Below are 19,929 nucleotides of genomic sequence, written 5' to 3'. Positions count from 1 at the left end.
CGTTTCGTAGACGGTCAGTTTACGGAAGCGGAAACCAATAGTTAAACTGGTAAGGCAAAATAACGCAACAAAACCGGAATTTAGCCGCTCGTACACCCTTGTGTGCAACTATCACGTCGATACGTTTATCTTTGGTCTATGCAAGAGGGCAAAATACTCATTGTTGATGATGATCCCGATGTGCTGCTGGCGGCAAAACTGCTGCTGAAACGGCATTTTTCGGTAGTGGACATCGAAAAGAATCCTGAGCGCCTGCCGTTTCTGGTCGGCAATAATTCCTACGATGTAATCATCCTGGACATGAATTTCACGCGGGATGTCAATTCAGGTAAAGAAGGGTTCGACTGGCTCGACCGCATTCTGGACCTGAACGCTCAGGTAGCAGTCATTCTGTTTACGGCCTATGGCGACGTTGAGATGGCCGTGCGGGCTATCAAGGCCGGCGCTGCCGATTTCGTGCTGAAACCCTGGCAGAACGACAAGTTTCTGGAAACCATCCGGCTGGCTATCGAAGGAAAGCGCAACCGGGAAAAGTCGGACGACGAGTCGGGCCGGAAGAGCAAGGCTGCCGCCAAACGACCGGGTTCGCAAACCCTGATCGGGCCGGCCATGCGTCCGGTGCTGGAAACGGTGGAGCGGGTTGCTCCCACGGATGCCAACGTACTGATTCTGGGCGAAAACGGAACCGGTAAGGATTTGGTCGCCCGCGAGATTCACCAGCAGTCGAACCGACGGGATAAGCCGTTCGTGAGCGTGGATGTCGGCGCGCTGAGCGAGACGCTGTTTGAGAGCGAGCTGTTCGGCCACGTCAAAGGCGCCTTCACCGACGCCCGCGAAGACCGCGCCGGTCGTTTCGAAGAGGCCCACGGCGGTACGATCTTCCTTGATGAAATTGGGAACCTTACGGCCTCGCAGCAGGCCCGGCTGCTGACCGTGCTGCAGCAGCGTCAGGTAACCCGCGTAGGGTCCAACAAACCCCGGGCGGTGGATGTCCGGCTCATCTGCGCCACCAACGCTGACCTCAACGAGCGTGTGGCCGACCGGACGTTCCGGCAGGATTTACTGTATCGGATCAATACCATCGAGCTGCCGCTGCCGCCCCTGCGCGAACGCCAGGACGATATTGTGCCGCTGATCGAACACTTCCTGAAGCTTTACAGCAAGCAATACAACCGGCCCGTGACGAGCATCAATCCGGCTCTGGTGAGTCAGTTGCGGCAATACCGCTGGCCGGGCAACGTTCGTGAACTGCAGCACGCTGTCGAACGGGCCGTGATTCTGGCGCGTGGTAATGTACTGGAACCAGCCGATTTTGCCCTCAAGGCCACCGCTACGGTTGGTGGTCCCGACAACTCCCTGCGCGACAATCCCGTTCGGGAAACCATGCAGCTGGAGGATATGGAAAAGCAACTGATCCAGCAGGCCATGCACAAACATCAGGGGAGCATTACCGACGTAGCGAAAGAGCTCGGCCTGTCGCGCCAGGCGCTGTATCGGCGATTAGAAAAATACGGACTGTAATGTAGTTTGTGGTTTGTAGTTGTTCCGCCCAGTTCAACCACGAACTACAAACCACGAACTACAAACCACAAGCAATGGGGCATTTTAGCGTAGGACTAGCCTGGCGTTTACTCGTGATCGTGTTGTTATCCGGTCTGATGGTATACGTGTACCTTCAGGAAACCAGTGGGTTGCTGCTGGTGCCACTCCTGATTACGCACATCGTGATTTCAGTTAGTCTTTATCGGTACGTTACGGGACTGAATCGGAAACTGACGCGGTTTCTGGAATCGGTGCGCTACTCCGATTTTACGGTTGCATTCCGGACCGACAATGATCTTGGCCCCAGCTTTCGTGACCTGAACATCCAGTTCAACGAAGTGCTCGATGCGTTTCGGGTAGCCCGCGCCGAAAAAGAGGCTAACCTGCACTATCTCAACACGATTGTTCAGCACGTCAGCGTCGGTCTGCTGACCTTCGATACGGCCGGGCAGGTCGAGCTGGTCAATCAGGCTGCTTTGCGTCTGCTGGGGATTTACCGGCTTCGGCACCTTAACGACCTCAGGAACGTTCACCCCGATCTGGTCGACCTGCTGCAGTCGTCGGAGCGCGGGCCGTCGGTCAACGTAGCCGCGCCCATCGTTTACCAGACCGGGTCGCGGCTGAGCGGCTCCGACCGGGAGTTATCGATTCGATGTGCGTCGGTGCGGCTGCGTGGCCGATTGGTGACCGTAGCGTCGTTGCAGAACATCCGTACCGAATTGCAGCAGCGGGAACTGGAAGCCTGGCAAAACCTGACGAAGGTGCTGCGGCACGAAATCATGAACTCGATTACGCCGATCGTATCGCTGGCTGGTACAATGCGCGACATCGTTGAAACGGATCTGCTGCCGCTGCCCGCCGAGCCGAATCTGGCCGAGCCTTCTCCGGCCGAACCGAATCTGAATGGAAGCGGCAGTTCGTACAGGCCGCTCGATGCTACGTATGCCGATGCTGTGGGGGATCTGCGCGATGCACTGATGACGATTGAGCAGCGGGGTGAAGGCATCATGCGGTTTGTCGATGCGTACCGTCATTTTACGTCGATACCCCAACCGGTTTTTGACGAAGTGTCGGTTGAGAAACTGCTCCGCCACGTAGCGCAGCTGGTTCAGGCCGATAAACCGGGGTATCCCATCACCATATCGGTGGCTACGTCAAACCTGAGCATCCGGGCTGATGGAGGGCAGATCGAGATGGTGCTGATCAATCTGCTGCGCAATGCCATCGAAAGTTTAGGCAGCAAGCCCGATCCGCTCATTCAGATCAGTGCCGTTCAGGATGGTGCCCGCGTTGTTGTTCAGGTAGCCGACAACGGGCCGGGCATTGAACCCGAAGCCATGGAGCAGATTTTCATCCCCTTCTATACGACCAAAAAAACCGGTTCGGGCATTGGCTTAAGCCTGTCGCGACAGATCATGCAGCTTCACGACGGGCAGCTAACGGTCGAATCAACCGTGGGCCAGGGCAGTACGTTCAGCCTGGTCTTTTGAATTATTTAGGCATCGGTAAAGACGGATCGACATTTTGCCGGTACTTTTGTGTGAAACTAGTTGGTTTCGCACTTGATTACCTCCTCGTCCAATCCCTCTTCAGCCACCCTCCGTAGCACAAGCCTGTATACGCTGCCGTTCTGGTTGCTGTGTGCCAGTAACTTTCTGTTCTCGGCCAGTTTCCAGATGCTTATTCCCGAGCTGCCCGATCACCTGACCCGGCTGGGTGGCCGCGAATACGTGGGTCTAATCATCGCCCTCTTTACGCTCACGGCGGGCCTGTCGCGTCCGTTCAGCGGTAAGCTGACCGACACCATCGGCCGCGTACCGGTCATGGCTTTTGGGTCGCTGGTGTGTTTTGTCTGCGGCTTTCTCTATCCGTATCTCCTGACCGTCTGGGGCTTTCTGATGCTCCGGCTTGTTCATGGCTTTTCGACCGGCACCAAACCCACGGCAACGGCCGCGTACGTGGCCGACGTAGTGCCTGCCGACCGGCGGGGGGAGGCTATGGGCGCGCTGGGGCTGTTCACAGCTACGGGCATGTCGCTCGGACCGGCGATCGGTAGCTGGCTGGCCGATGCGTTTTCGATCAATGTTCTGTTCTGGGTGTCATCCATGTTTGCTCTGCTGTCGATCGGTATTCTGCTGCGGATGCCCGAAACGCTGCCGGTACGTCAGCCGTTCCGCTTTGGTTTGCTCAAGCTGAAAGCCAACGAGGTATTCGACCGGCAGGCCACCAAGCCGTTCATTGTGTTGCTGCTGCAGTCGTTTTCGTCGGGGGCCGTGCTGACGCTGGCCCCGGCTTTGAGTACGTCGCTCGGCATCACCAACAAAGGGTTGTTTTTTACGGTCTATACCATTGCGTCACTGGCTGTTCGGCTAACGTTCAGCCGGTCGTCGGATCGCTACGGACGGGTTCCCGTGCTGGCGCTGTCGACTGCGGTACTGGTTGTTTCCATGATTCTGCTGACGCTGGTCGACGCCGGTGACCCGAACGCGTCGGTCTGGTTCTGGGCCGCGGGTATCTGTTTTGGCATGTCGTGGGGCATGAACTCACCCACCGTACAGGCGTGGACCGCCGATCTCAGCGACGAAGCTACGCGCGGCCGGGCTATGGCAACCATGTACATCGCGCTCGAAGCCGGTATCGGACTGGGGGCGGTGGTGTCGGGCTGGCTGCTCAATCACTTTGCCGGCGAGGCTGGCCTGGACGCTTCCTTTGGGCTGTCGGGGTTGCTGGCGGCCGTCGCAACCATTTATCTGGCTGGGCTATGGCGGCAGCGGAATCGGACAAGGCAGCAGGGCCAATGACACTGGATGACCTGGAACCGCGTATCCGGCCATTGGTCGACGCCCTGAACCGAACGGGGGTGGTCCGAACGTTTTCGAGTTGCGAAGGTCACTACGAACCCCATGAGCAGACGTTGGTTGACCGTACGTTTGGATTCGTCAAATTCGTACCCGTCGATGGAGGTACGGAGCAGGCGGTCGAGTCGTTTCTAGGGGCGCTGCTCGCCCGGTTTAAGGCCCGGCACGGGTTAATGCCGATTCACCTGCTTGGCTACAAACTATTTACCCCGCTGGATGAGGAATCCGTCGAAACTTCCTTTGTGCTCGAGCTTCGGCCGTTCAACCGCTTTGATCCGCCGGCCGTGAAACGCTCGGACACCGACCGGGCCATCGAACGATTGGTTCGGCTTATGCCGTAAGGGTCTCTCCCCTTTTCTTTATGACAGAGCAGGAAAGTTGGCCCGCCGGATTTGCTTAATTTCCCGGATCATTCATTCGTAAACCCAGTTCCTGAATCATCAATGAAATGTATCCTGCACACCTGGCTGTTGCTCATTGGACCATGTTTGCTGATGACCTGCTCGCCCGGAACAGAAGCGCAGGTAACGGCGGATAAGGCCGTTGCTGTTACGGTCGATACGACGAAAACGTTTCAGACCATGGTCGGTTTTGGCGGTTACAATCCTGAAAAACAGGCCGAACGGCTGGTCAACGACCTGGGCCTTACCATTCACCGGGGTGAGGTCGGGTATGGATTCAAGGAAACCCCCGACGGGCCCTATAACTTTGATAAAGCCAACGACGTCAGCGGAGGAACGGCCAATCTGCTCCGCTTAAAACAACTCGGTGTCAGTACGTTCATTGCTACCTTGTGGAGTCCGCCCGCCTGGATGAAGGAGAACGGGAGCCTGCGCGGGCAGGGGGATCCTAAAAATCGACTTAAGCCTGGTATGGAGGAAGCTCTGGCCGACTACTGCGTCGAATACGTCCGGCAGTTCTACCAGCAGATTGGGGTTGAGTTATATGCCCTGTGCGTACAGAACGAGCCGGCTTTTGCCCAGTCGTTTCCGTCGTGCGTGTTCAAACCAACCGAACTCCCCGCTATTATGGCGCTGGTCGGCCGGAAGCTGGCCAATGCTACCTACGCAGACGGGCAGCCGGTGTCAACCCGGCTGTTCGGGCCGGAGGATGTGCAGTATTTCCCCCGCATCAGTGAGTATTTTGATAACATCCACGCCAGCAAGGAGGTGCTGCAGTACACCCGGTTCCTGGCCGTTCACGGGTACACAAACGATGGGGTAAAGCCTACCGACAAGAATCCGGCGAACTGGCGCGGCACCTACGCGCTGGCGCAGCGCAGCGGTAAAACACTCTGGATGACCGAAACGTCCGGGTATTCGAATACCTGGGAGCCGGCCCCCGTTTTTGCCGATGGCGAAACCAAAACCCTGCCCGGCGCATTCGGGCTGGCCGAAAACATCTACACGGCCCTCCGGTTTGGAAACGTATCGGCCTGGGTATGGTGGCGGCTGAGCGTGCAGGAAGACTACTGGATTGACGAAACGCTGATCTACAAGGGAGTGCCGCACCGGTTCTATTTTACCTCCAAACAGTTTTACCGGTACATCCGGCCCGGTGCCGTACGGGTTGAATGCACGAGCGGTTCCGACGACGTACTGCCGCTGGCATTCCGGCATCCCGACGGGTCAACCACGCTCGTATTGATGAACCGCAGCCGGGAGCCAATAGCTATCAAACTGGCAGGGGCGGGGCTGCCCCGAAGCCTCCGGCGGTATCTGAGTTCGCCGACTGACAACTGCGTTACCAAAGAAAGCATAACTCCGGCCGACATCGTGACGATGCCCGGCCGGAGTGTGATGACCCTGACGGATGTAAACTAATCGAAACCCGTTCGGCAAACGCGGTTACAGGATAAACTGGCTCAGGTCGCGGTTCTGCACCAGACCGGTCAGTTTTTCCAGCACCAGTTCCTTTGTGACTACTACGTGGGCGTTGGCCCCGATCACGTCCGGAATGTCAAACATGAAGTCATTTAAGAGGTGACTCAGGACGGTCTGCAAACGCCGGGCACCGATGTTCTCGACCTCTGAATTGACCTGGAAGCCAATCCGGGCCAGTTCGCGCAGGGCATCATCCTGGAAGGTTAACTCGACGCCTTCGGCCGCCAGCATCGCTACGTATTGCTTGGTCAGGGCGTTTTTGGGTTCCTTCAGAATCTGGTAAAAATCGTCTTCAGACAGGCTTTGCAGCTCCACCCGAATCGGAAAACGGCCCTGCAGCTCGGGAATCAGGTCGCTGGGCTTGGAAACGTGAAAGGCCCCGGCCGCGATAAACAGAATGTGATCGGTATGGATGACGCCGTATTTAGTGTTGACTGCGCTGCCTTCCACAATCGGAAGCAGATCGCGCTGCACGCCCTCGCGGCTGACGTCCGGTCCGCCCGAGCCGTTGCTCCGCGCTGAAGCTACCTTGTCGATTTCGTCGATAAAAATGATGCCGGAATCCTGGGCCTTTCGGATGGCTTCTTCTTTCACTTCATCCATGTCGATCAGTTTGGCGGCTTCTTCCTCCAGCATGATCTTTTTGGCCTCGGCGATGGTTACTTTCCGCTTTTTGCCCCGTTTGGGCATCATGCCGCCGATCATCTCCTGGATGTTCATCATCGACAGTTCGTCGACCGTACCGCCCATGACGCCAATATTCGGAGCCTGACTTTGCTGCACTTCGATGTCGATCTTGCGGTCGTCCATCTCGCCGGAGCGGATCTTTTCGCGGAATCGTTCGCGGGTCCGTTCGTTCAGTTCGGCGTCCGGATCGTTGTTGTTCTCGAAGCCCATGTGCGTAGTAGTCGGCTTGACGGGCGGAATGAGAATGTCCAGAATGGCATCTTCAACCAGTTGCTGCGCTTTTACCTGAACAGACTCTTTTTTGGCCGCCCGAACCATATTGACCGACTGCTCGACCAGGTCGCGAACCATGCTTTCGACGTCGCGGCCCACGTAGCCGACTTCCGTAAATTTCGAAGCTTCTACTTTGGTGAACGGGGCATCGGCCAGCTTCGCGAGCCGCCGGGCAATCTCCGTTTTACCAACGCCCGTAGCGCCGATCATCAGGATGTTGTTCGGGGTAATTTCGCGCTGCATGTCGTCCGGCGCGTTCATCCGGCGCCAGCGATTCCGGAGCGCAATGGCAACGTTCCGTTTGGCGTCGTGCTGGCCGATGATGTATTGATCCAATTCGGCAACAATTTGCCGGGGGGTTAAATCTTTGAGTGACTGGGTCATTATGAAACAGTAAACCGTTTTGTTTCAGGTGTCTCGTTGGGAGTGGTAGTCTCCGCAACAAAGGGACTGTTTCAAAGAAACACAGGAAATGACAAATTGTGCGAACTGAGCAGGATTTTTTGGTTTAATCCTGCTTAGATGGTGAAGAACCAAAATACACTTTCGTAAATGTCACTCGAACGCATAGTGAGGCTGAGTGCTGTTACCTCAAATGAGTCGGTAAGGTTAGTGTAAAAGGCGTATTCCCACTTTGTACCGGTGCGTTGGTGGACTTCAACCAATGACTCGGCTTGACAAACAAGCAGGTAGTATTCGATCGAAGGCATGCCTACGTATTCGTGAAACTTCTCGTCATGATCAACACCCGACGAGTTTTCCGAAGTTACTTCAACCGTCATTACTGCTTTATGAACAACGTGTGTATCGTCAGCGTCGTTGGTTGGGACGACCATGATGTCAGGATAGCGGTACTCGCGATTTGGGACGGTCCGTAGCTTGACGTCGTGGTTCTATACTTTGTGTGGCTTTACTTTCAAGCCCAGCTTTAAATTGACAAAAATATTGCCCCCAATTTCGTTGGTTTTCTTCGATTCTCCCGGTATTTCAATCAATAGGCCATTTACAAATTCGTGCTTTACCTCCGAGCGATTTTCCAGTGCGAGGTATCATCCACGGTGTAGATGCGTTTGCCAGTTTCTTCCGCCATCCTATTTCGCTCTAATTAGATTAAGGTGACACGTATTAAAAGCCGCTTTGATTAGCATCAGGCCGTGGCGTAGACCCGTAAACCCACAATACCAATACCGATCAGCATCAGAAAGAACAGCTCGGGCAGAGACCAGTCGGCTTTGAAAAACAACACGTCGGTCAGCTTGATCAGGATCAGCGCCGTAGCGGTCCAGACCGCAAAAGCCGTTGGGGTCGGAATCTGCTTGATCGCCATCGAGAAAAAGTAGATGTTGGCAATGCCGAACACGACGTATCCGATGATGGGTGCCAGGATGGGCAGACCGATCTGCGGGCTGTAGAAGTTATGCCAGCGTAACAGCCTGAGATCCGCAAATTTCATGTACTTGACCGAATACGTCCAGGCCGTTTCGAAGGTGGCAGCGATGAATAGAAAAAACCAGGCTTGCACAGTTCGTAAGGTTGTTTACCGGGAGTCGTTAACAATCGGGTTCGTCGGATACGTTAATCAATCACCGCCGATTCGCAAACGTAGGTCGGGATGATGCCGGTGCTGCGGATGCGGATCTCGGCGTCTTCGGCCTGGGTGTTGCCGGTCAGTACGAGCGCCGTGTCCAATCCGAATTTGTTGCCGCCCAGGATGTCGGTGTGCAGCGTGTCGCCGACCATCAGGATGTCTTTTTTCGTGACGGTCGAGGGGCTTCGAATGTGTTCATACGCGAAAATGAACATCTGGGCGTCGGGTTTGCCGAAGCGGATAAACTGCTTACCCACTACCGTCTCGAGCATCTGGGCGACCCCGCCGATGGCAATTGCCAGCCGATTCTGCGACACCGGATACGTAGCGTCGGTGTTGGCGACGATGACCGGGATGTTACGTTTACGCAGCAGATTGACGGTTTTGTTCAGATCGGTATTCCAGTCGAATCCTTCGTCGTCGAGCATCACCAGCGCATTCACTTCCGAAATGGTGTTGAGGTCAAGCTGGCTGATCGAGAGGGTTTTCAGACCGGCCGTTTCAATGTAATGGGCCGAATTCGCCGTACCCAGGTAGGCCACCGTACCGTGGTCAACTTTCAACTCCAGGTACTCCCGCGCCAGCATGCCCGACGAGATAATGCACTGCGGCACTACGTCGTGCAGACCCAGCAGGTGATACGACTCCGCCAGCTGGTCAGGGCTCCGCGATGCGTCGTTGGTCAGCACGTAGAAGTCTTTGTTTTGAGTTTTCAGGTAAGCAAAGGTCTTTTCGATGCCCGGAATCAGGCCGTTGTACGTCTTCAGGACGCCAAACGCATCAAAAAAAATGACCTTATACTTCGAAATTATCGCTTTGAAGTCGTCAAACTGCATACCGTACCGGTGGGGTTAGATGTTCAGCGCCCGCAGGATTTTGTCCGCATCGAACTGCTGATCAATTGACGGAAAATAAATCTCGTACGCTTCGCGCTGGAGTTTGGTGGCGTAGGTCCGGTGAAAAAAATACCGACCGTACTTGATTACGTAGTTTAAAATAAAGAAACGATACGCTTCTTTCATAAACCGGACTTCATTCTCCGTCAGCGGATAGACCTTGTGGTATTCCTGCAGGAACAGAATAAACCGGTCTTCCATCAGCGGGCCGATGAAGTAGCTGAACACGGTCCGGTCGCCGACGTCGGACGTAACGCGGCTGAAAAAGTAGAAATCCATGACGCGGTAACTGATGCGAAACCAGTCGTAATCCCAGCGCGAGAACAGTTCCAGATTATCGGTAACCGAGAAATTGCCGATGTTCCAGTCTACAAACACGGGCATGGTTTCGACGGTGCCGGCCACGAGCTTCTGCCGGTTTTTCAGGAAAATGTCGCACTGCTCGCGGAGCGTATCCACGTGGTTGCGGTGCTCAAACTGCCCCGATTCGGAATCCAGAATGTCGAGCAGTCCCTGAATATCGGACCGCAGCGTCTTCGATGATTTCGGTAATACGCTGCTGACCCGGGCGCAGGCTTTGTGAAATTTGGCGATCTGTGTACCCAATGTCCGGATGTGGTGCTCCTCAAGCCGACGAGGCATTTTGTTCATCGTCCGGATCGGATTGTAAAACACCACCCAGGCATCAACGAGCCCTTCTTTGTAGCGGTACGTGTACACCTGGTTGTTCTTCAGCAGCGACTTGGCCAGTACGTTCTCGAACGGGTAGAGTAGGTTGTTCGCCAGCGCCTGAATGATGCGGTGATCTTCCTTAAAATGCTCGTACTTACCGAAATACGACAGCTTGGCGATGACGATGTCGCCGTTGTCGAACCGGACCCGAAATACGTGGTTGGTCGAAACGCGGGCGCTGATGTCCTCGATGGTTTGTATGGTTTGGGAGGCATCGAAGCCTCTCCAGGCTTCCCGGATTATAGCGGGATAATTGACTATGCGCATTGACTAAATGATCTCAAAATACCGTTTCAACTCCCAGTCACTGACTTGGCGGGCATACTGCCGCCATTCCCACTCGCGGGTGCGGGTGAAATGATCGACAAACCCTTCGCCGAATAACTCGGTAGCAACGGGGGAGGTTTTCATGGCCTGGGTCGCTTCCCAGAGGTTCGCCGGCAACGTACCATACTGTTTGTCCTGGTAGCCGTTGCCGACCGTAGCCGGAATATCCAGTTCCAGTCCGTGCCGGATGCCGTACAGGCCCGACGCCAGCGAAGCAGCAATAGCCAGGTAGGGGTTGGAGTCGGCCCCGGCAACCCGGTGTTCGACGCGGGCATACGCTTCCTTGTGGTTGAGCACGCGCAGGGCCGTTGTCCGGTTGTCGACCGACCAGGTTACGGTCGTGGGCGCCCAGGCCCCTTCAACGAGCCGTTTGTAGCTGTTGATCGTTGGCGCAAACATGGGCAGAATGTGGGGCAGGCAATGCAGCTGGCCAGCCATGTACTGCCGCATCAGGTCGCTCATGCGGTCGGGTTTTGCCGGATCGAAGAACAGGTTTTTTGTGCCGTCCGGTGTCCACAGGCTCTGGTGAATGTGGCCGCTGCAACCGGGCAGGTCGGCGTTCCACTTCGCCATGAACGTCGCGACGAGGCCGTGCCGGTAGGCAATCTCCTTGACCGCCGTTTTGAACAGGGTGGCTTTGTCGGCGGCCCGCACAACCTCATCGTGCATGATTGCGGCTTCGTAGACGCCGGGGCCGGTTTCGGTATGCAGGCCTTCGAGCGGGATGTCGAACTGAGCCAGCAGATCAAACAGGTCGTGGTTGAAATCACTTTCCAGCGACGGGCGCAGAATCGAATAGCCAAACATGCCGGGCGTCAGCGGTTCCAGTTGCCGAAAGCCTTTCTGCTGTAACGTCTGGGGCGTTTCCCGGAAATTGAACCATTCAAATTCCTGCGCAAACTCGGTGTGATAGCCCATATCCGCACCCTGCCGGGCGATGCGTTTGAGCAGGCTCCGCGGGCAGGCTGCCAGATCGTTGCCATCGGAGCGACTGAAATCGGCCAGGAAAAACGGCATCTGATCGTCCCACGGAAGTTGCCGGAAGGTCGATACGTCGATCCGGACGGGGGCGTCGGGGTAGCCCGAATGCCAGCCCGTAACGGTGCCGTTATCGTAGGGGGTATCGGTGCAATCCCAGCCAAATACGACGTCGCAGAAGCCGTAGCCGTCGGTCAGGCCGTCCAGAAACTTGTTGCGGTGAATGATTTTGCCGCGCAGCACCCCGTCAATATCGGCGAAGGCGTAGCGAATTTTCTGTATGTCCTGCTCCTCAAGTAAGGCAATAATGGCTGACTGGTCCATGGTTGTGCTACGCTTCGATAGGCCGCGCTGACTGGCTGATAAAGAGCTGCGGCTCGCTGCTTAGTCGGCCGGATACGTATCGACCCGCTCCTGACTGGGCTGGGAGTTTGATTTTCGCCGACTCAGCCACCGCAGCAAATTGGGGCGAAGATAGTAATACCGGGAGAACCATCGATACCGTAAGAGAGCCCGTTCGTCGAAGCGCCTGACCGAGAAGGCATGTTGCAGGAAGTAATCTTTCGGAAAATCGTAGTACAAGCCCCAGTTTTCGGGTTTGTCGCCGGGCGCGTGGCCCGGGTCATACACGGTTCCGAAGAGGTAATCAAAAAACGAAAACTTGGTGCTGAAATTGGCGTGAAACACCTCGCGGTAGTTAGCGTGGTGCCACAGGTGGAGGTTCGGGGTGTTGATGATGTATTTCAGCGGCCCCAGATTGACCCGGATGTTGGCATGAATGAACATGCCGAACATGGCATCCAGCAGGGCTTTGATGGGCACCACGGCCGGATCGGCCCCCAGCAGCAGAATGGGCGCAAACTCGATAGTCTGGTTGATGATGATTTCGAGTACGTGTGACCGCGAACCGGCCAGAAAATCCACTTCTTTGTTGGAATGGTGGGCTTCGTGCGTGCGCCAGAGCCACGGGTTGGCGTGCTGCCAGCGATGAAACAGGTAAATGTACAGATCGTGGGTAAACAGAAAAAACAACACCTGCACCCAGATGGGCCAGTCGCGCACGAACTGCCAGTCCGACCAGTCGAAGCGGGTCTGCAACGGGGCAATGATGTAATCGAAGATCAGGATTTTCAGGACGTAGCTCTGGATAAGGGTATACCAGACGAGATCGACCCAGAACCCTTCCCGAAACAGGGACAGACCCTTCCGATACGGCGCAACCCGCTCCCAGATCACAATGATCGCGATCCAGCCAATCAGTATGGCGGTGGTGATGCGAAGTACGTCTTCCTGGGGCATGGTGAACAGGGTTCGTGGTTCGTAGTTCGTGGTTTGTAGTTTGTGGTTTATGGTTGGTGGTTTTGTGCGTCAGCAACTACAAACCACGAACCACGAACCACAAACCAACTGCCTATTTTGAATACGCCGGGCTGATGTTCACCCGCAGGCGTTTCATTGGGCCGAGTTCTGAATCATAGACGCGTTTGATGCCGTCGCCGAGCGCCGTTTCAACGTCGCGGACATCGCGTATTAGGCGTTGCAGACCCTGCGGTTCAACCGAAGCGGCATGGTCGGAGCCCCACATGGCGCGGTCGAGGGTAAAGTGGCGTTCGATAAACGTAGCGCCCAGCGTCACAGCGGCTACCGTCGTGGCCAGTCCTGTTTCGTGACCCGAGTAACCGACGGGCAGAGTTGGGTAGCGGTGCTGGAGCGTCGGGATCATGCGCAGATTCAACTCCTCGGGCTTGCAGGGGTAGGCCGAAGTCGAGTGGGCGACCAGCAGCGGATACCCGGCGTCAAACTGCTGAACCAGTTCGATAGCTTCCTCGATTTCCTGCATGGTCGACATCCCGGTCGACAGAATCAGCGGGCGACCCGTTTCCAGAATCCGTTCGATGAGCGGGTAGTCGGTCAGCGAGGCCGAAGCCAGTTTGTACAGACACGGATCAAACTGCTCCAGAAAATCAACCGACTCGGTGTCCCAGGCCGATGCAAACCAGTCGATGCCTTTTTCGTGGCAGTACTGATCGATGGCTGTGTATTCCAGCACCCCAAATTCGGTTCTGCGCTTGTAGTCGATGTACGACATCCGGCCCCAGGGCGTATCGCGCATGACCTCCCACTGGTCGCGGGGGACGCAGAGTTCGGGGGTACGTTTCTGAAACTTCACGGCATCAGCTTTGGCCGCAACGGCCTCGTCTATGAGTTGTTTGGCCAGTTCGAGTGACCCGTTGTGATTGATGCCGATTTCGGCGATTACGTACGTGGGTTGACCGGCACCAATGAGTCGGCCGGAGCTAAGCTGGACTGTTCTCATGCATTGAGAGAATTTGGGTTGGTTGAACGCTGATACTTTGTTTTGCATGAATAATGAATTCAGCTACTTCGCGAAAGCAGCCTTCTCCTCCTTTGGTGTCGCAGCAATAATGAGCAATCTCCTTGTTAAATCGGGTCGCATCGGCCGGGCAGGCCGCCAGACCAACGGCCTTCAGCACCGCCAGGTCATTAACATCGTCGCCGATGAAGGCCACTTCCGAGGCCGTCAGGCCCTTGCGTTCCAGGATGTCGGACAGCAGGGCTAGTTTATCTTTTATGCCTAAATGTAACTCAACGATACGTAGTTTCTGCGCCCGGGTAACCACCGACGGCGAGGTTTCGCCCGTGACAATGCCGGTCTCGACATCGACCAGGACACGCAGCCGCTCCACCCCCATACCGTCGCGGATGTTGAATTTTTTGAGCACCTCGCCGGATTCCCCGTAGTAAACCCCGCCATCGGTCAATACACCGTCGCAGTCGGTCAGCAGGAGTTTGATACGGGCCGCACGTTCGAGTAGTTCCTGTGTCAAGGTAGTCTGGGGTTTATTGGTTTATCGGTTTGTAGTTCGTGGTTTGTAGTTTGTGGTTTGTAGTTTGTGGTTGAAGGCAGCCTTGCAGAGCAACAACAAACCACAAACTACAAACCACGAACTAGTTAAATCGCCGTCCAGCCTCCATCGACGACGAGGTTGCTGCCGGTCATGTACGACGATGCGTCGCTGGCTAAGTACACAATTGCACCCTGGTATTCGTCGGGCTGCGCCATGCGGCCCAGTACGGTTCGCGCCGAATAATTCCGGACAAACGTTTCGTTCTGGTTGTTTTCAACTCCCCCCGGCGTCAGCGTATTGACGCGAACGCCCTTATGGCCCCAGTACGACGCCAGAAAGCGCGTGAAGTTGACCACTGCACCCTTCGTGGCCGGATAGGCGGCCGTTTTGAAAAACGTCTGCTCACCGGCCTCATCGCGGTAGATACTCTGGTCGGGACCGACAAGCCCGTAGGTCGACGCAATGTTGATGATGCTGCCTTTACCCTGCTGCGCCATCACACTGCCAAACACCTGCGAGCACAGAAACACCCCCGTTACGTTCACGTCCAGTGATGCCCGGAACTGCGCCACCGGAAAGTTTTCAAAGGCTGTCAGCTCAAGCGCCAGGCTGGGGTTTTCAACGGCTTCGTTCAGGGCCGCGTTGTTGACCAGAATATCAATGCGGCCGTATCGGTCCAGTACCCGGTCGCGAACGGCCTGTACGCTGGCTTCATTTGTTACGTCAAGGGCTAGGCCCAGGTGCTGATCACCCAGTTGAGCCGCAAACGCCTGCGCGGAGCCCTCGTTCAGGTCGGCCACTACTACGCTGGCTCCGGCACTGGCCAGGGCTTCGCTATGCTTCTTACCCAGCAGGCCGGTTGCGCCCGTTACGATAGCCACCCGGCCGGTTAACAAAAATTGATCAAGCATCTGTCTGGTAAACACTGGTTCGAACGCTCGCCGGTCAGACGTACCGTCAGACCTTGTCGACCGGCAGGTCTGACGGTACGTCTGACCGGTTTATTGTTGATTCGTTGTCATCTGGGCTTAATGTTAGTTGGGTCAGACGTGCCGTTAGACCTTGTCGGCTCAGAGTCTGATCAATGAACCTTTGCACCATATCTACATCAACCCCTACCGGTACTCAAACCGCCGTTGCTTTCGGCTTGATGTTGTAATGACTTGTTTTGCGAAACACCGCTTCCAGTACCTCGCCTTTCAGGTAGCTCTTCAGATTGCCGCTGTCAATGGCGTCTTTCATGATCGGCATGACGTCGCGGTAGGCCGACAGCGTGTATTGAATATCATCGTCGCTGTGGCTGAAGCACATGGTATGAAACCCCGCCCAGAGGATGCCCCGCTTGATCATCTCCTGCTGCATCAGCGTTTTAACCTCCAGCCCGTTGCCGGCTTCGGGCGCGAAGGTCACCAGGGTGCGGCAGTTAAAGCCGATGCACTTAGTCAGGTGGGCCATACCGAATTCATGGGCAATCTGATTGTAGCCGTCTTTCAGTAAGCCACCTTTTTCGTCCAGATAGGCCGGTACGTTCTTGTCGCGCAGTTCGTGAATCGTAGCGATACAGGCCGCCAGCGACAGGGCTTCTCCGCCAAACGTCGTGTAGCTGAACACCTCGCCGTTGAAGAGTTCCATGACGTCGGCGCGGCCGGTCAGCAGGGCGATGGGCATACCGTTCGCGCAGGCTTTTGAATACACCGCCAGATCGGGCGTTACGCCAAAGTACTCCTGAGCACCACCCAGGGCAATCCGGAAGCCCGTCCACATTTCGTCGAAGATAAGCAGCGTTCCGTTCTGCCGACAGACCTCGGCGAGCTCCTGCAGAAAGCCGTCTTTCGGGGCTTCAAAAATGAAGGGTTCCAGAATCAAAGCCGCTACGGTGTCGTCGAGGGCGGCTTTGATCGACTCAATATCGTTGTACTCGAACGTATAGGTCATATCCTGAATCGCGCCCGGAATCCCGGCGTTGCGGCTCGTTACGGCAATGTACCAGTCGTGCCAGCCGTGGTAACCACAGCAGAATATTTTTTCGCGACCTGTAAACGCGCGTGCCACCCGGATAGCCGCCGAACAGACGTCGGCTCCGGTTTTGCTGATCTTAACCGCTTCGGCGTTGGGAATGACCTCGCGCACCAGTTCGGCCAGCTCAACCTCCAGGGGCGATGTCAGCGAGAACGTAATGCCTTTGGTCAGCTGTTGCCGGATAGCCTCGTCGACGACCGGGTAGCAGTAGCCCAGCGAAACAGGGCCGATGGCCGCGTTGAAGTCAATGTATTCGTTCCCGTCCACATCCCAGACGTGCGAGCCCAGACCCCGGTCGAGGTACTTAGGCGCAACGCCTTTGGTGAACTGGCCCGGTCCTTTGGCCAGCGTTTGGGTGATGGGTTTCTGGACGGCCAGCCCGCGTTCGTAGTACTGATCCGAGACAGTTATGTCGGGGTAGTTTTCGTTAAATCGGATGGTGTTCGGCATGGGGTTGTGGGGCTTGGTTTGTAGTGTGTGGTTTGTGGTTTGTGGTTCTTCCGGCGTTAGCCAACTACAAACCACAAACCACAAACCACTAACCACACACTACAAACTGGTTAAACTCTCGGTTAACTGTTCAGCAATACGGTCTGCCAACTGCGAACCGGTGAAGCCCTCGTATTGGAGCACTTCATTCAGCCGGGCGGGTTTGTACCACCGTTCCTTCAGGGCAAACGGCACGACCCTGGCCGTAGTGCGGTGCTTCAGCAGGGTTTCCGCGACGATACTGTATAAACCGCCCGTCAGGAAATGATCCTCAACCGTGACCAGTACCTGTGCGGTTGCAGCCGCTTCCAGAATGGCCTGCTCATCAACCGGCTTCAAACTGCGCATGTTGATCAGACCAACCGACTGTCCGGCATCTCTGAGCTGATGAGCCGCCACCAGCGCCTGCTCGAACAGCATACCGTAGACCAGTATTGTTACGTCGGTGCCCCGGCTGACCACCTCCGCTTTCCCGATCTCGAACGGCTGCTCATGCTGGTACGCAGCCGGGCGCGTGTTGATCCGGACGTACGACGGTGTCGACGACGCCCAGATGGTCGGCAGCATGGCCAGCAGATCCTGCTCATCGGCCGGGCAAAACACCTGCATGTTCGGAATGCCGCGCATCAGCGCTACGTCCTCGATGGCCTGGTGCGTCGGGCCGTTGCCGTCGGACAGGAAGCCCGGAATGAAACTGCTCAGCTTGACCGGCAGGTTGCCGATACCCACATCGGTCCGGATGAACTCGTAGGCCCGCATGGACAGGAACGCAGCCAGCGCGTGAACGACCGGTATCCGGCCACGCAGGGCCAGGCCCGCAGCCGCTCCGATCATGCACTGCTCCGTAATGCCGGTGTCGATGAACCGACGGCCTAGGGTAGTGGGCATATTGCGAACCAACGCCCGGTTCTCGGCCGTCATGACAACGTAGCGGTCGTCGGCTAAGGCGGTTTGGGTAAGGAGTTGCTCGTAATTCATTTGTCTATGTTTCTAAACGCAGAGTGAGCAGAGGATTCGCAGAGTAATCAGAGTCTTTGCGCCCTCTGCGCTTTCTCCCCAACTCTGCGTTTAAATTTACCTGACTACCAATGTTTCGGATTCGAGTGTGGCTTTGGCTGAGCCGTGCAGTTCGCCGAGTAGCTCGTCCACTTCGTCGTGCGTAAAGTTGCAGAACCAGCGGTCGGCACGGGCTTCGATGCTCGGCAGCCCCTTGCCCCGGCGCGTGTCGGCGATCAGTACGTTCAGCTTGCCGGTCTGGAACGGGAAAGTCGACAGAGCCTCGTCTAGGGCGGTAAAGTCGTGGCCATCAACCCGTTTTACGGCCGCACCGAAGGCGGTAAACTTGTCGGTCAGCGGCTCCAGTGGGATCAGCTCTTCGGTTGGCATATTGGCCTGAAAGAAGTTGCGGTCTACCAGGAAGAGCAGGTTGTCGAGCTGGTAGGCATTGGCTACGAGTACCGCTTCCCAGACGGAGCCTTCGTTCAGCTCGCCATCGCCCAGAATGCAGACTACTTTGTTATCGGTGCCCCGCAGCTTGCAGTCGAGGGCAACGCCCAACGCTACCGATGGCAGGTGTCCCAGCGACCCCGAATGAAACTCAATGCCGGGGATGTTGACGTTAGGATGCCAGTAGAGGTGGTCGCCCGCCGAGAGGTGATGCTGCAACCGGTCGGCCGCCAGCCAGCCCAGTTCGACGAAGGTGCCGTACAGGGCCGGTACGTCGTGGCCTTTCGACAGGAACAGGTAATCGCGGTTAGGGTCGTTCAGCGTCTCCTGCGTGACGTTCAGGAACTCAGCGTACAGATAAACAATAACGTCCGTGGCCGAAAGCGAAGCGCCGGTAAAACACCCGCCGTCGGTCGACATCCGGATAATGTGCTTGCGGACCCGGAAAGCCGTTTGCTGCAGGCGCTCAATGGTTTTGTGCTGCATAGATTGGGTTGTCAGATTCGTGTCGCGTTTGGGTTTCGGTAACCGTGTTGAGTTCGTCCAGGTGATGGCGGTACCAGTTTACGCCGGCGTAGCGCGCATTGATGGCGTAGAGTTCCGGCCGTTGGGCCAGCAGCGCCAGAATGTCATCACAGGAAAACCGCGGATTCGCCGGATAAAGCGCTTCATACACCGCCCGGATAAATTCGTAGTCGTCGGGGTAATCGATCGTGAACCGGTGCGACATGGAATAATCCAGCCCCGTGGGCCAGGTAACGTTCGCCCGGCGGAACTGGTCGGGAGCGGTATCCCAAATGTAGGGTGTAGTGTGTTCTAGTTCTAGTGGTTTAGTGGATTTCTCCCAGGCGGTATGTAAACAGGCGCGGGTCATTACTTCCACATCGTTGCCGTCGGGCCAGGTTGCCGGGTGGAGGTTGCTGACAAAGTCGTAGTCGGTCGGGTGCGCCAGAAAAAAACGCAGAACCTGATCGATGGCCCGCGGATCAATCAGCGGACAGTCCGACGGAATCTTGACGGCAACGTCGGCGTTCCAGCGCCCGGCAATCTGGTAATGCCGGTCGAGCAGATTGGTCAGGCTGCCCCGGTAGTGCGCTATGCCTTCCTGTTCACAAAACCGGGCAATCACGTCGTCGGTTGGGTCGGTGGAGGTGGCCACAACGGTTGTGAACGGCAGTTCGGCCTGTTGAATCCGTTCAATCATCCGGTACAGGAGCGGCTTACCCAGCAGGGGCAGCATCACTTTGCCCGGCAGGCGGCTCGACAACATCCGGGCCTGGACGATAACAACGATGGTGAGGTTACTCATAAAACAACCAGTCGGCTTAACACCAATGATGT

Annotated in this window: 18 protein-coding genes and 1 pseudogene; 5 read left to right on the top strand and 14 right to left on the bottom strand. The window is 56.3% G+C overall.

Features of this window, described 5'->3' with window-relative positions; all coding sequences use genetic code 11:
* Positions 1-138 precede the first annotated feature (138 nt).
* The 5 genes from DYU11_RS22410 (at position 139) to DYU11_RS22390 (ending at position 6,223) form a co-directional block, all read left to right on the top strand.
* On the top strand, positions 139-1,521 hold the full coding sequence (locus tag DYU11_RS22410) for a sigma-54-dependent transcriptional regulator (RefSeq protein WP_119669954.1): 1,383 nt from the start codon (positions 139-141) through the stop codon (positions 1,519-1,521).
* A 74-nt stretch (positions 1,522-1,595) separates the two neighbouring features.
* Positions 1,596-3,032: a sensor histidine kinase gene (locus tag DYU11_RS22405; protein WP_119669953.1), complete on the top strand. Its 1,437-nt coding sequence runs from the start codon at positions 1,596-1,598 to the stop codon at positions 3,030-3,032.
* A 75-nt stretch (positions 3,033-3,107) separates the two neighbouring features.
* Entirely contained in the window at positions 3,108-4,343 is a 1,236-nt protein-coding gene (locus DYU11_RS22400) for an MFS transporter (protein WP_199736763.1), read from the top strand.
* A complete protein-coding gene (locus tag DYU11_RS22395; RefSeq protein WP_119669951.1) occupies positions 4,340-4,741 on the top strand; it encodes a hypothetical protein in 402 nt (133 codons plus the stop codon). The genes DYU11_RS22400 and DYU11_RS22395 overlap by 4 nt, the downstream gene beginning before the upstream one ends.
* A 102-nt stretch (positions 4,742-4,843) precedes the next feature.
* Positions 4,844-6,223, top strand: coding sequence for a glycoside hydrolase family 30 beta sandwich domain-containing protein (locus tag DYU11_RS22390; protein WP_119669950.1), 1,380 nt, complete (start codon positions 4,844-4,846; stop codon positions 6,221-6,223).
* A gap of 24 nt (positions 6,224-6,247) precedes the next feature.
* Here the strand turns inward: DYU11_RS22390 and hslU are convergent, their stop codons facing one another.
* From hslU to DYU11_RS22320, 14 genes and pseudogenes are all read right to left on the bottom strand, one after another.
* Positions 6,248-7,627: an ATP-dependent protease ATPase subunit HslU gene (hslU, locus tag DYU11_RS22385; protein WP_119669949.1), complete on the bottom strand. Its 1,380-nt coding sequence runs from the start codon at positions 7,625-7,627 to the stop codon at positions 6,248-6,250.
* Positions 7,628-7,761: 134 nt separating this feature from the next.
* Positions 7,762-8,103 (bottom strand): annotated as a pseudogene (locus tag DYU11_RS22380) (Uma2 family endonuclease); the annotation flags it as partial.
* A gap of 287 nt (positions 8,104-8,390) precedes the next feature.
* The gene (locus DYU11_RS22375) at positions 8,391-8,765 is read right to left on the bottom strand and encodes a DMT family transporter (protein WP_119669947.1); all 375 of its coding nucleotides are present in this window, start codon (positions 8,763-8,765) and stop codon (positions 8,391-8,393) included.
* 53 nt (positions 8,766-8,818) lie between these two features.
* Complete coding sequence (locus tag DYU11_RS22370) at positions 8,819-9,667, bottom strand: HAD-IIA family hydrolase (protein ID WP_119669946.1); 849 nt, start codon at positions 9,665-9,667, stop codon at positions 8,819-8,821.
* A gap of 15 nt (positions 9,668-9,682) precedes the next feature.
* Positions 9,683-10,726: a hypothetical protein gene (locus DYU11_RS22365; protein WP_119669945.1), complete on the bottom strand. Its 1,044-nt coding sequence runs from the start codon at positions 10,724-10,726 to the stop codon at positions 9,683-9,685.
* 3 nt (positions 10,727-10,729) lie between these two features.
* On the bottom strand, positions 10,730-12,088 hold the full coding sequence (locus DYU11_RS22360) for a glutamine synthetase family protein (protein WP_119669944.1): 1,359 nt from the start codon (positions 12,086-12,088) through the stop codon (positions 10,730-10,732).
* A 60-nt stretch (positions 12,089-12,148) separates the two neighbouring features.
* Positions 12,149-13,063 carry a sterol desaturase family protein gene (locus tag DYU11_RS22355; RefSeq protein ID WP_119669943.1) on the bottom strand — a complete coding sequence of 305 codons (915 nt, stop codon included), beginning with the start codon at positions 13,061-13,063 and terminating at the stop codon, positions 12,149-12,151.
* 112 nt (positions 13,064-13,175) lie between these two features.
* Positions 13,176-14,081: an N-acetylneuraminate synthase family protein gene (locus DYU11_RS22350; RefSeq protein WP_119669942.1), complete on the bottom strand. Its 906-nt coding sequence runs from the start codon at positions 14,079-14,081 to the stop codon at positions 13,176-13,178.
* Positions 14,062-14,613: a KdsC family phosphatase gene (locus DYU11_RS22345; RefSeq protein WP_119669941.1), complete on the bottom strand. Its 552-nt coding sequence runs from the start codon at positions 14,611-14,613 to the stop codon at positions 14,062-14,064. The genes DYU11_RS22350 and DYU11_RS22345 overlap by 20 nt, the downstream gene beginning before the upstream one ends.
* Before the next feature lie 125 nt (positions 14,614-14,738).
* Positions 14,739-15,545 (bottom strand): SDR family oxidoreductase, encoded by an 807-nt coding sequence (locus DYU11_RS22340; protein ID WP_119669940.1) that lies wholly within the window; start codon positions 15,543-15,545, stop codon positions 14,739-14,741.
* A gap of 214 nt (positions 15,546-15,759) precedes the next feature.
* Entirely contained in the window at positions 15,760-17,103 is a 1,344-nt protein-coding gene (locus DYU11_RS22335) for an aminotransferase class III-fold pyridoxal phosphate-dependent enzyme (protein WP_119669939.1), read from the bottom strand.
* 99 nt (positions 17,104-17,202) lie between these two features.
* Positions 17,203-18,120, bottom strand: a complete 918-nt coding sequence (locus tag DYU11_RS22330) for a transketolase family protein (RefSeq protein ID WP_119669938.1) — start codon at positions 18,118-18,120, stop codon at positions 17,203-17,205.
* A gap of 96 nt (positions 18,121-18,216) precedes the next feature.
* Entirely contained in the window at positions 18,217-19,074 is an 858-nt protein-coding gene (locus DYU11_RS22325) for a transketolase (RefSeq protein ID WP_119669937.1), read from the bottom strand.
* Entirely contained in the window at positions 19,055-19,897 is an 843-nt protein-coding gene (locus DYU11_RS22320; RefSeq protein WP_119669936.1) for a cytidylyltransferase domain-containing protein, read from the bottom strand. The genes DYU11_RS22325 and DYU11_RS22320 overlap by 20 nt, the downstream gene beginning before the upstream one ends.
* Between the last annotated feature and the right edge of the window lie 32 nt (positions 19,898-19,929).

This window comes from Fibrisoma montanum, from assembly GCF_003583365.1.
Taxonomy (GTDB): domain Bacteria; phylum Bacteroidota; class Bacteroidia; order Cytophagales; family Spirosomataceae; genus Fibrisoma; species Fibrisoma montanum.
Note: the sequence above shows the minus strand (reverse complement) of the source record. Positions and strands in the feature narration are given on the sequence as shown.

Coding starts and splice junctions, on each gene's coding strand:
- DYU11_RS22410 (WP_119669954.1), top strand. CDS start 139: ATGCAAGAGGGCAAAATACTCATTGTTGATGATGATCCCGATGTGCTG.
- DYU11_RS22405 (WP_119669953.1), top strand. CDS start 1,596: ATGGGGCATTTTAGCGTAGGACTAGCCTGGCGTTTACTCGTGATCGTG.
- DYU11_RS22395 (WP_119669951.1), top strand. CDS start 4,340: ATGACACTGGATGACCTGGAACCGCGTATCCGGCCATTGGTCGACGCC.
- DYU11_RS22390 (WP_119669950.1), top strand. CDS start 4,844: ATGAAATGTATCCTGCACACCTGGCTGTTGCTCATTGGACCATGTTTG.
- hslU (WP_119669949.1), bottom strand. CDS start 7,627: ATGACCCAGTCACTCAAAGATTTAACCCCCCGGCAAATTGTTGCCGAA.
- DYU11_RS22370 (WP_119669946.1), bottom strand. CDS start 9,667: ATGCAGTTTGACGACTTCAAAGCGATAATTTCGAAGTATAAGGTCATT.
- DYU11_RS22365 (WP_119669945.1), bottom strand. CDS start 10,726: ATGCGCATAGTCAATTATCCCGCTATAATCCGGGAAGCCTGGAGAGGC.
- DYU11_RS22360 (WP_119669944.1), bottom strand. CDS start 12,088: ATGGACCAGTCAGCCATTATTGCCTTACTTGAGGAGCAGGACATACAG.
- DYU11_RS22355 (WP_119669943.1), bottom strand. CDS start 13,063: ATGCCCCAGGAAGACGTACTTCGCATCACCACCGCCATACTGATTGGC.
- DYU11_RS22350 (WP_119669942.1), bottom strand. CDS start 14,081: ATGAGAACAGTCCAGCTTAGCTCCGGCCGACTCATTGGTGCCGGTCAA.
- DYU11_RS22340 (WP_119669940.1), bottom strand. CDS start 15,545: ATGCTTGATCAATTTTTGTTAACCGGCCGGGTGGCTATCGTAACGGGC.
- DYU11_RS22335 (WP_119669939.1), bottom strand. CDS start 17,103: ATGCCGAACACCATCCGATTTAACGAAAACTACCCCGACATAACTGTC.
- DYU11_RS22330 (WP_119669938.1), bottom strand. CDS start 18,120: ATGAATTACGAGCAACTCCTTACCCAAACCGCCTTAGCCGACGACCGC.
- DYU11_RS22325 (WP_119669937.1), bottom strand. CDS start 19,074: ATGCAGCACAAAACCATTGAGCGCCTGCAGCAAACGGCTTTCCGGGTC.
- DYU11_RS22320 (WP_119669936.1), bottom strand. CDS start 19,897: ATGAGTAACCTCACCATCGTTGTTATCGTCCAGGCCCGGATGTTGTCG.